Genomic DNA, 12315 nt, shown 5'->3' with positions numbered 1-12315 from the left:
AAAAGTCATGTTTAAAAGAGATAAAAAACCAGAAGCTAATAACGTTCAAGCAAAAGATAAAAAAAAGGATTTGTTTATTCAGCCGAAGCTAGCATTTGGAAGAAAAGGAGATCAATATGAAGTTGAAGCAGATAATATGGCTGATAAAGTTGTAGGAAATAATAATGAAGCTAATTCAATACAAAAAAAAGAAAATGAAGAAGAAATTCAACGAAAACGATTGGCTTCTGAAGTAACACCTTTAGTACAAAAAATGGAAACTGCTGAAGATGAGCAACCTATTCAAAAGATGGAGGAGGAGGAAGCGGTGCAAAGCAAGGAAGAGGAAGAAACAGTACAATCGAAGTGCGATGATTGTGAAAAAGAAGAGAAAGTACAAAAGCAAGAAGAAGAGGAAGCTGTGCAGTCAAAGACGGAAAAATCTACTTCAACAAAAAATAAACCTTCTTTTGAAAGTAAGTTAAAAAGAGGAAAAGGAGGTCAAAAAATGGATGCACAAACACGAAGTGAAATGGAGTCAGGTTTTGGAGCCGATTTTAGCCGTGTAAATATCCATAACAACTCAGAGGCTGCTCAAATGAATCAAGAAATAGGTGCACAAGCATTTACGCATGGAAACGATATCTATTTTAATAAAGGAAAATACAATCCAAACTCCAAAGAAGGAAAGCATTTGTTAGCACACGAGTTAACACATACAATTCAACAAAAAGGAATGGTGCAGAAGAAAATTCAAAAACTTTCTGATCCTGAATGTTCACCAACCCACTCACTACCTCATAGAGGAAGCTGTAGAAGTGGTTTTATTCATACGTGTTATTCAGAAACGTTTAAGCCATCGAGTAGTTCAGCTCTTAAAGGGGAGGTTTCAGTAAGTTATAATAGATCAGGGAGTATAGGACCAGAAGATTTTAGTGTGCAAGTATATAAATGTGGTATGATATGGGATACTCGCATAGGAAGTAAAAGATTAGGTCCTAACATACCTGGGACTTTAAATTTTTCTATAGCTAGTGTTACACCAGGAGATAGCTATTACATAAAAATCTATTCAAGATCTCATTTAAAGCTTGATGCAAACTACCGTATTTGGCAGTAAAGACAATAAGTAATGTTTAGAGGAAAACAAAATATAGCAAAACCTTCTAATCCTTCTTTAAAAAGTAAGGAAGCATCACCTTTTATTAAGCCAGAAATGAAGGTGATTAAACCTAAAAAAATAAAAAAAGGAGATAGCCTTTCAACCAAAAAAGAAGAGTCAGTAACTCAAAAAGCATCGGTTTTAGAAGTTTCTGAAAAAGAAAAAGTTGAAAAAAATGAAGGAGGAGATAAAGTTGAGGCTCTCAAAAAAGGAATAGACAAACAATCTTTTAATGGTTTAAAGAATAGTACTAAAGAAGCAAGCGCTTCTGTGACAGAACCGAAAAGTAATACTACTACTCAAGTAAAAAAGGAAGCTAAAGAAAGAAAAAAAGAAAAAGAAGAAGGAGTAGTTAAAGAAAAGAAAATACCAAAAGCACCAACAAGGCCAGAAGATGATCCCGCTTTTCAACAACAAATAAAAAAAACAGAAAAGGTAAAAGAAGAAAAATCACAACATCCAGATCCAGAAGCTAAGGTAGGTGAACAGCAGCAAGCAGGTCACCCATCAGCAGCTGTACAATCAGCTAAAAACGATCAGCAAGCACATGCAGATTCATTATCAGTAACCTCTGAAGAAGAAAAAAAGAGAGAGCCATTTACACCAGAATCGTTTAAAAAACTTTTAGAAAAGAATTTAGATGATTTAGAAAAACAACTTCCTAAAAATTCAGAAGAAGCACAAGAGTTTAGAGATGAGAAGCCTATTCAAGGCATAAAGGAAAATATATCAGGTCAAGTTACAGCTGAAAGCGATAAGTTAGCAGGACCAATGAAATCTGAGGCAGATAAACCAGCTCCTGCTTCAGGACAACTAACAGTAGAAGCTGTTCCATTACCTCCTACAAATCCAGGGAATACTCCAAAACCATTAAATGCTAAAGCAGCAATTCCAAAACCTAAGACATCTCAAGAGATCTCAATGGAAAAAGAAAGTCAGTCATTAGACGATTATATGGCTGAAAATAAGGTAACGGATGAACAATTAGCAAAATCTAATGAACCTAAATTTACAGGAGCTTTAGAAGAAAAGAACAATGCCCAAACCGAAGCAAAGTTAGCGCCAGTAAAGTATAGAAAAAAAGAACAAGTTCAGTTAGGAGTAGCTCAAAAAACAGCGGCTGTAAATAGTAAAGAGGGGTTAGATCAAATGCAAGCAGCTAAAGTATTGTCAGAGAATAATGTTTTAGCTAATCAAACGGAGAATAAGACAAATGATAAAACAGAGCAAGAAAAAATATACGCTGAATTTGAAGCAATTTATGAAGAGACAAAAAAGACAGTTACAGAAAGTTTAGAGAAGCTCTCAGAAGATGTAGATAAAAAGTTTAGTGAAGAAGCAGAGAGCGCTCAAAAAACCTTTGAAGAAAATGTTGAAGATGGCTTAGGCGAAATTTATGGATGGACAGTAATAGATGATTGGATTTTTGGTGAAGATACGGAAGCTATAGATAAATTATTTAGAGTTGAAAAAGCAAAGTTTATCAGTAAAATGAACTCGGTTCTTGATGATATTTCAATTATCATAGCTGATGGATTGAATGGAGCTTTAGATGCTATTGCAGAAGGAAAGAAAAAATCAAAAGAGAAATTTGACAGTTTAGACGAGTCGCAAAAGAAATTAGCGGAAGATGCTTATAGTGATTTTAATGACCAGTATGCAGATTTAGAAGATACTGTTTATGAAAAACAGGAAGAATTAGCGGCTGATTTAGCACAGTCATACAAAGAAAATGTTGATAGTTTACAAGAAAAGTTTAATGAAATAAAAGAAAGCGTAAGTGCCGGTTGGATTGGTGCTGCGTTAAATGCATTAGCTGGTGTTATAAAAACTATTTTAAAAATAAAGGATATGCTGCTTAATCTACTAGCAGCAGCTGTAAGTGCAATAGGAGCTATAATTTCTGACCCAATAGGGTTTTTAAGCAATCTAATACAAGGGGTTAAACAAGGTTTTGTTGATTTTGGAAACAATATCAAAAAACACATGATTAAGGGAGTAATAGAATGGCTTACAGGTTCACTAGGTAATGTGGGTATTACTTTACCAGATAATTTATTTAGTCTTTCAGGAATATTCAGCTTAGTAACTCAAATGTTAGGATTGACATGGGATTATTTTAGGAGTAAAGCGGTAAAGTTATTAGGAGAACCCGTAGTTGCTGGTATGGAAAAAGCTGTTGAAATTTTTCAGATAGTTAGAAAAGATGGTGTAATGGGGCTCTGGGAGTATATAAAAGAACAGTTCAGTAATCTCAAAGAAATGGTTATGGATGCTATTCGAGATATGATAATCACCAAAGTTATTGAAGCGGGTATAAAATGGGTTATGGGTTTGTTAAGTCCAGCAGGAGCTTTTGTAAAAGCTGCGATGATGATTATAGATATTGTAAAGTTTTTTGTTGAAAGGGCGGCACAAATTTTTGAATTAGTTACAGCATTTATAAATAGTATTAAAGCGCTAGCAGAAGGAAATGTTAAAGCTGTAGCAAAAGGTATCGAAACTGCTTTAGCCAAAGCAATACCAGTATTAATAGGTTTTTTAGCTGCTTTGGTTGGAGTAACAGGACTCACCGGAAAAATCCAAAAAATAATTAAAAAAGTTAGAAAGAAAATTGACAAAGCCATTAATAAAGTTATTAAAAAAGCTAAAAAAATCTTTAATAAGATTTTAGGGAAAAAGAAACCCAAAAAAGGGCATGCAAAAAAGATAAAAGATGATAATAAAAAGCAAAAACCAGCAAAATTAACAGCAAAAGATAAAGCGAAACATAAAAAGATTGTAGGTAAGATAGAAAAGAAATTAGGAGAAAAAGCAAAAAAAGGAGAACCGTTTGATAAGTTTTATACAAGAAAAAAGAAAGAAGCTAAAACCCTAGAAAATAAATACCAACCACAATTAAAAAAAGGGATAAATTTAGATATAAAGTTTAATGCATTAGCTAAAGATAAAGAAGATAACGATGTAGATATTAAAATTAAAATAGCACCTAATGATACTATTGGTAAGGTACAAGCAAAAGGAGATGAAAAGGATAATTTACCGTTGCTAGATCAATACTTAAATAAAAAGGTGGTAGATAAAGAAGGTATTCCATTAGAGTCTTTTACCAAAGCATTAAAAACAGATATTAATAAAATAGACAAGAAACAAGTTTATATTCTTGATAAGAGAAATTCTAGCTATAAGTTTAGAACAGGAAAAGGATTTGGTTCATATCCTAATATATACATTGAAAGTGATGGAGCTGAAGAAGGAGTCTTAAAAAAAGGAAAATCCAAGTCTTACAAACCAGCACATGGAAACTTTATTCCAGATGAAATGGAATTAACGGAAAAGAATGGAGTATATACAGCCGAATATAAGACAAAAAGAGCTGGAGACGCAAAGGAAGCAAAAGCAGGAGAAGATAGTCCAACATTTGAGATAAATATCACTTTTGATGAGGCTATAAAAGGTATTTCAGACAAAGTACAAACTAGAAAAGTAAAAGGATTCAATTTGTCAAGTAAGCCAGATGGAATTGGAAGAGGAAAATGGGATGGAGGATCAGCAGGAAAAGATGGTACTCCAGGATTTGATAATGCTCATATTATTGGAGATCAATTTGGAGGTTCAGGAGTTAATTCGGCAATGAATATTTATCCATCATCACCAATGTATAATCAAAAAGAAATGGCGCATGTTGAGAATAAGTTGGCCTCTTTCTTCAAATCTAGAGGAACAAACTTTAATATGGAAGTTACTGCAAAAATAAAGGATGATGTAAATGTTAATAATCAACTAAAAGGAGTTTTAGATACTGAATTCGGTAAAGACAATAAAGGGAAGAAAAAGGTAGATGAGAAAATTAAAGCAAAGGCGAAAAGCACTTTGACAAAGGCTTTACAACAAGCTATGACTATGGATATTGATAACTTACCAGGTCAGTTTTTAAATACTACATACAAATCAAAGGGAATTGCTTCTAAAGACGATACAGAGGTAGAAGGAGATAATCTACAAACAATTGGTGTAGAAATGAAAAAAGACAAGCGATACGATAAAGACAAATACAAAAAACTAGGAAGTGATTTTTCTAAAAATGGAGAAGGTACAGAGCTATCTATTGGGGCCGATCAAGGCTATGATGCATCTATAGAAAATTATAAAGCAAAATTTGCTAATGACGGAACGAAAAAAAAGAAATTATAAAATAAGGTAATTATGTACATAGAGGTAGATCAAATAAATAAAATAGGAGTATTTAAAGTACTGCAAGATTTTATTACCAATAGAATTGATAGTGAATTTAATGGGTATAAGCAACCAAATTTTGAATTAAACTATAATGGAGTACCCTCTCCTGTGATTGCTTTTATGAATGATAAAAATCTAGTAACTGAAGATGTTATTCTATTACTATTGGCTTTTGTACCTCACATGTTTCCAAATTTTTTAAACAATATCATTAGTGAGTTTTTGCCACAAGGAGGTGAGTTTCCAGAGTTTGGAGGAGTAAAAGGGAAAAATCATAGAGGAATTATACCTACAGGTGAAACAGCCCTTTATATTTTAGGAGGTAATGATTTTGCTTCAAGAGAAAGAGGTTTACAATTTATTTTAAGTGAAAGTAAATTGTTTAGAGATAAGGTGTTGAGAATTGAAAAGCAACTTGAAGAAGAGCCTTTAATGAGTGGTAAGCTAATTTTGGCAGAGGAATATGTACACTTGTTTTTAACAGGGAAAGAATTAAAACCACAAATGAGTCAAGATTTTCCTGCAAGTTTAATTACTACAGATTTAGAGTGGGAAGATTTAGTATTACAAGAAAAAACATTGAACGATGTTAAAGAAATAGAAAACTGGTTAGCATATAAAGAGATACTTTTAAATGATTGGGGAATGAAAACAAAAATAAAACCCGGATATAGAGTTTTGTTTTGTGGAATTCCAGGAACAGGAAAAACACTAACAGCTAGTTTACTTGGAAAATATACAGGTAAAGATGTTTACAGAGTAGACTTGTCAATGGTTGTTTCAAAATTCATAGGAGAAACAGAAAAAAACTTGTCCAAATTATTTGATAAATCCATTAACCAAGATTGGATTTTATTTTTTGATGAAGCCGATTCAATTTTTGGTAAAAGAACAAATGTAAGAGATGCTCATGATAAATATGCTAACCAAGAAGTCTCTTATTTATTACAGCGAATAGAGTCGCATCCAGAACTAATTATTTTGGCTTCAAACTTTAAAAACAATATTGATACAGCTTTTACCAGACGTTTTAATAATATTATAGAATTTGAAGCTCCTGGTTATACAGAAAGATTAATGTTATGGGAAAATAACTTGCCAGATAACGTTGAATTAGAAGATACTGTAAGCGTAGAAGAGTTAGCTAAGAAATTTAGTTTAACAGGTTCTAATATAGTGAACATTATTCAATATGCATGTTTACAAACTATTGCTAATAAGAAAGAAACAATACAAAAACAATATTTAATAGAAGGTATTAAGAGGGAATATACAAAAGAAGGAAAAACAATTAATATCAAACTTTAAAAAGAGAAATAATGAAAACAATCAATAATATAAATGGTATTCCTCTACATTATGCCAGATTAACGAATCACCCTTATGGAACAAGAGGAGAACAACGTAATTTTTCAATTGATGAAAGTTTCTTAAGTATTTTAGAAAATGCACTTCAAGAAGTTTTTGAGCATTGTCCTCTAGGGATACCTGAAGTAATTACAACTGCAGGAATTTTTGTTGATAAGCCAGGGCAGCATAGTCACGGAAAAGCATTTGATTTAGATGCTGTTTTTTGGAGTAATGAAACCTTAGTTACAACTAATTTTATTCATCAAAAAGAGTTATATCTTGGAATAGAGTCCTTTTTAAGAAAGCACTTCGGTATTGTATTAAACTATTATTACCCAAACCATAAAGATCATTGGCATGTTGATACGAGTGTACCTGTTGATTATAATGAAACCTCAAAATCAGAAACACTGTATTTACAATTAGTTTTAAAGCATATATATAAAGAAGAAATTTTGGTAGACGGTATTTTGGGAAGACAAACTTCAGGAGTAGTAAAAGAAGTTTTTGAAAGATTAGGAATTAATACACCTATAACTACAAAAGCAAACTATATAAAGTTTTTAGATGTAACAGGAAAAATTGCATTCAAGTTATATGAAGAAAATATTTCTCCTAAACACTTACTAAGTAACTTAACAGAAGTAATTGAAAATTTACCGCAACAAAACAAAATAGCAGTTCGAGAAGCACTCAATAGTTTTTTAAATCACGAAGAAACAGCAACATGGTTGGGCGGTTTTGAAGAAAATCATAATTTGGATGCTATTATAGAAGAAATTACAGCCTAAAGCTTTATTTGGTAAACTGATTTTTAAACCAAACCTTTTTCCAAACTCTTTTTAAAATCAAAAAAGTAAGACATTCGGTGTATACATTAATATCTGTTGACTCGATATTTTGTGTGCCTTTTTCAGAAACATCTATACGGTATAAAAGATTTGTATAAAAATTAAAATCATGTAAAATTAATTCCTTTACTGATTTTTGAAGTTGCTCTTTTAACTCAGAAGGGGTGCTATTTGCAGAAAAATCTAAATCAAATCCAGTTAGACTAAAATCTTTGTTAAGTTGAACTATAAGTTGTTTATATAACTTTTGGTTAGCTACATTTGTTAATAGGTCGATACTGTTTTGATAACTAGGTAGCATTTTGGTTATTAATTCAACTTATAATTTATAAACTGTTCGTCTAATGCTTTTAAAAACTCACTAGACACTTTAATTTTAGTTGTTCTACTAGGTAAATTTAACTCTATTTTTTCTTCGGCATCCCAAATGGTAAAATACAAACTTTGTGAGCCTTTGTTAGTAGCAAACAAGTGTTGTAGTTCTTTTATAGTGTTGTCTTTTACTTCTTGTAGAGGAATTTTTATGGTGAGTTTTTTACACATTTTATCCATAATATCGTGTAATAGTAAAAACTCATTAAATCCAACTCTAGGTTCACCTTTCACACCTTCTTTATTAGTCCAACCAGGTTTAATCGTAGTTTTGATATATAGGAATGAATTTGGAACCAAAAAGTGTTTAAACTTTAAATAATCTTCACCAAAAATTCGGAATTCAAAACTATCGTTATAATCTTCCATTGTAAAAGCAGCCCATCCTTTACCTGCTTTTGATACACGATGCTGTACATCAGTAACAATTCCAGCAAAAGAAAGTCCTAAACCTTCATATTGAGCGATGTTTTTAAAATGTGCTAGAGAAGCGTTGCAGAACTTTAGTTCGTTTTTAAAATCATCAAGTGGATGTGCAGAAATATACATTCCAACGACTTCCTTTTCACGAGCTAACAATTCCATAGTTCCCCAAGTTTCACACTCAGGAATTAAAGGTTCAGGTAAATCAACATCCGAAGCTTCTCCAAATAAAGATACCTGAGATGAATTCTGATTTTCTTGAAACTTATTTCCAAAGCGAATAGCCTTTTCTAAAAAAGTTTGTCCTTTTTCATCTTTCACATAATACTGAGCTCTGTGAGTATTTGTGAAGGAATCAAAACCACCAGCTAATACTAAACCTTCAAAAGCTTTTTTGTTAGCAACACGTAAATCAACACGTTTGGCTACATCAAAAATAGAAGTGTAATGTCCATTTTCTTTACGTTCATCAATAATTGCTTTTACAGCAGAACCACCAACACCTTTAATTGCCGCCATACCAAAACGAACAGCGCCATCTTTATTTACAGAAAATTTAGCATACGATTCATTTACATCTGGACCCAATACCTCTAACCCCATGCGTTTACATTCTTCCATAAAAAACGAAACCGTTTTAATGTCGTTCATGTTGTTGGAAAGTACTGCTGCCATGTATTCAGCAGGATAGTGGGCTTTTAAATAAGCAGTTTGATAAGCAATCCAAGCATAACAAGTAGAGTGCGATTTGTTAAAGGCATAGGATGCAAAAGCTTCCCAGTCCTTCCAAATTTTCTCCAAGGCTTTTTCATCATGACCATTGGCCTTTGCTTGATTCACAAACTTAGGTTTCATTTTCGCTAGTACCGCAGCTTGCTTTTTACCCATTGCTTTACGAAGTACATCGGCTTCACCTTTGGTAAAATCAGCTAACTTTTGCGAAAGTAACATTACTTGCTCCTGATATACTGTAATTCCGTAGGTCTCTGCTAAATATTCTTCCATTGCAGGAAGGTCGTACTGAATTTCCTCGTCCCCATGTTTTCTTCTAATAAAAGAAGGAATATATTCTAAAGGACCAGGACGATACAGAGCGTTCATTGCAATTAAGTCAGCAAAAACCGTAGGTTTTAACTCACGCATGTACTTTTGCATTCCAGGAGATTCGTATTGGAATATACCTACGGTTTCTCCACGTTGGAAAAGTGCATAAGTTTCCTCATCATCAATAGGGAAATTTTCAGGGTCAAGCTCTACACCATGACGTGCTTTTACAATTTTTACCGTATCCTTGATTAGGGTTAATGTTTTTAACCCCAAAAAATCCATTTTTAATAATCCTGCACTTTCTACTACCGAATTGTCAAACTGGGTAACATACATGTCGGAATCTTTGGCAACAGATACCGGTACGAATTTGGTAATATCATCAGGAGTAATAATTACCCCACAAGCATGAATTCCAGTATTACGAACTGAACCTTCTAAAATTCGCGCTTTATTAATGGTTTCAGCTTCTAACCCACTACCATTAGCAATAGCTTTTAGCTCATTTACCATTTCTATTTCTTCAGAACGAAGCTTTTCTTTTAATCCTTTCTCATCTAAAGAAAAGATTTTTTTCAATTTCATTCCTGGAATTAACTTGGCAATTCTATCGGCTTCAAATAGAGGTAAGTCAAGTACACGAGCGGTATCACGTACAGATGATTTAGCTGCCATGGTACCATAGGTAATAATTTGTGCTACTTGGTTAGCACCATATTTTTCAATTACATAATCCATTACGCGGCTACGACCTTCATCGTCAAAGTCGATATCAATATCGGGCATCGATACACGTTCAGGGTTTAAGAAACGCTCAAAAAGTAAGTCGTACTGGATAGGATCTATATTAGTAATCCACAAACAATAAGCAACTACCGAACCAGCTGCAGAACCACGTCCTGGACCTACTGATACATCCATGTTTCGGGCTTCTCGAATAAAATCTTCTACAATCAAGAAATATCCAGGATATCCTGTTTTAGCAATTACATCAAGCTCAAAATCTAAACGTTCTCGGATTTTATCGGTAATTTCTCCATAACGTTTTTTGGCTCCTTCATAGGTTAAATGACGTAAAAAATTATTTTCACCTCTTTTTCCTCCATCTTCAAGATCTTTTTCATCTCTAAACTCTTCTGGAATATCAAAAGCAGGTAATAATACATCACGAGCTAAACCAAAAGGTTCTATTTTATCTACAATTTCTTGAATGTTAATAATAGCCTCAGGTAAATCAGCAAAGAGTTTTTTCATCTCTTCAGTAGATTTAAAGTAGTATTCGTCGTTAGGTAAACCATAACGATAGCCTCTTCCTCGACCTTTAGGAGTAGCTTGTTTTTCACCATCTTTTACACACAATAAAATATCGTGAGCATTGGCGTCTTCTTTATCTAAGTAAAAAGTATTGTTCGTAGCAACAATTTTAATATCATGCTTTTTAGAGAATGAAAGTAGAGTTTCGTTCACAACTCTTTCATCTTCTTGTCCGTGACGCATCAATTCGATATATAAATCTTCTCCGAATTGTTCTTTCCACCAAAGTAAAGCTTCTTCTGCTTGAGCTTCACCTACATTTAATATTTTACTAGGAACTTCACCATATAAATTTCCTGTTAATACAATTACATCTTCTTTGTATTGCTCAATAACTTTTTTGTCGATTCTTGGAACATAGTAAAAACCATCCACGAAAGCAATGGAAGACATTTTTGCTAAATTGTGGTATCCCTTTTTATTTTTAGCAAGTAAAACGACTTGATATCCATTGTCTTTTTGACTTTTATTGGTATGGTCTTCACAAACATTAAACTCACAACCTACGATAGGTTTTAAAACACTTTGTGTAGGTTCTTCTCCTTTTTCTAAGGCTTCTTTATTAGCCGCTTCAGCAGCTTTGTTATGTCCTATAACAGCTTGTACAAAATGGAATGCAGCCATCATGTTACCCGTATCGGTCATGGCAACTGCAGACATATTATCTTTAGCAGCGGCATTTACTATGTTACCAATTTGAATGGTAGATTGTAAAACAGAATACTGTGTATGGTTATGTAAATGAGCAAATTTAACACCTTCAAGTTCTGCTAATCCTTCTGCGGTAGAAATTGTATTAGCTTCTTCAGTTTCAGATGACTTTCTTTTGCGAATTTTTTCACTTTCCTTTTTAAGGTTTAAGTGCTTAAGTCCGATTACCTGTATTGGGTTCGGATTTGCTTCTGTATAACGTTGAAAATAATCAGAAGGAACGTCTAACTGTTCTTCTGTATACTGACGTAAACGAATTAATTCTAAGAAACATCTTGTAGTTGCTTCTACATCGGCAGTAGCGTTATGTGCTTCTCCAAAACCTGTTCCGAATAAATGATTGTGTAATTCGGTAAGAGTTGGAAGTTTAAACTTTCCTCCACGACCACCAGGAATTTGACATAATTGTGCCGTATGCTCGGTACAAGTATCCAAAACAGGTAATTCTGTTAAATTGTTTTCAACACCTAAACGATGAAACTCACACCCCATAATGTTGACATCAAAACCAACATTTTGACCAACAATAAACTTTGTTTTTTGTAATGCGTTCTTGAATAGTTCTAACCCTTCACTCAACTGAATTCCTTGCTCAATAGCTAAATCAGTAGAGATTCCGTGAATACGTTCTGCATCGTACGGAATGTTGAATCCGTCAGGTTGTATTAAGAAATCGTTATGTTCAATTAAATTTCCTAATTCATCATGTAATTGCCATGCAATTTGTATAGCTCTAGGCCAGTTGTCGGTATCGGTTATTGGAGCATTCCAGCTTTTAGGTAATCCAGTAGTTTCGGTATCGAAAATTAAATACATGGGCAAAAATTACTTATTGAAGTGTTTTGGATAAAACAAAGTGTAAAAATA

The 12315-nt window shown here is 33.1% G+C and carries 6 protein-coding genes; 4 read left to right on the top strand and 2 right to left on the bottom strand.

Annotated elements, in window-relative coordinates:
* Positions 1-7: 7 nt before the first annotated feature.
* The 4 genes from NH341_RS00275 to NH341_RS00260 are packed head-to-tail and all read left to right on the top strand — an operon-like array spanning position 8 to position 7521.
* Positions 8-1099, top strand: coding sequence for a DUF4157 domain-containing protein (locus NH341_RS00275; protein WP_253055393.1), 1092 nt, complete (start codon positions 8-10; stop codon positions 1097-1099).
* Between the two features lie 12 nt (positions 1100-1111).
* Positions 1112-5335: a DNA/RNA non-specific endonuclease gene (locus tag NH341_RS00270; protein WP_253055392.1), complete on the top strand. Its 4224-nt coding sequence runs from the start codon at positions 1112-1114 to the stop codon at positions 5333-5335.
* Positions 5336-5347: 12 nt separating this feature from the next.
* Positions 5348-6688, top strand: coding sequence for an ATP-binding protein (locus tag NH341_RS00265; protein WP_253055391.1), 1341 nt, complete (start codon positions 5348-5350; stop codon positions 6686-6688).
* 11 nt (positions 6689-6699) lie between these two features.
* Positions 6700-7521: a hypothetical protein gene (locus NH341_RS00260; protein ID WP_253055390.1), complete on the top strand. Its 822-nt coding sequence runs from the start codon at positions 6700-6702 to the stop codon at positions 7519-7521.
* A 4-nt stretch (positions 7522-7525) separates the two neighbouring features.
* On the opposite strand, the gene NH341_RS00255 is transcribed toward NH341_RS00260, so the two are convergent.
* Together NH341_RS00255 and dnaE are read right to left on the bottom strand one after the other, a co-directional pair.
* Entirely contained in the window at positions 7526-7882 is a 357-nt protein-coding gene (locus NH341_RS00255) for a hypothetical protein (RefSeq protein ID WP_253055389.1), read from the bottom strand.
* Between the two features lie 8 nt (positions 7883-7890).
* The gene (dnaE, locus tag NH341_RS00250; RefSeq protein WP_253055388.1) at positions 7891-12264 is read right to left on the bottom strand and encodes a DNA polymerase III subunit alpha; all 4374 of its coding nucleotides are present in this window, start codon (positions 12262-12264) and stop codon (positions 7891-7893) included.
* Positions 12265-12315 lie beyond the last annotated feature (51 nt).

This window comes from Tenacibaculum sp. XPcli2-G (assembly GCF_024124505.1).
GTDB classification, from domain to species: Bacteria; Bacteroidota; Bacteroidia; order Flavobacteriales; family Flavobacteriaceae; genus Polaribacter; species Polaribacter mesophilus.
The sequence above is the reverse complement of the archived record's forward strand: the minus strand, read 5'-3'. Positions and strand labels throughout refer to the sequence as shown.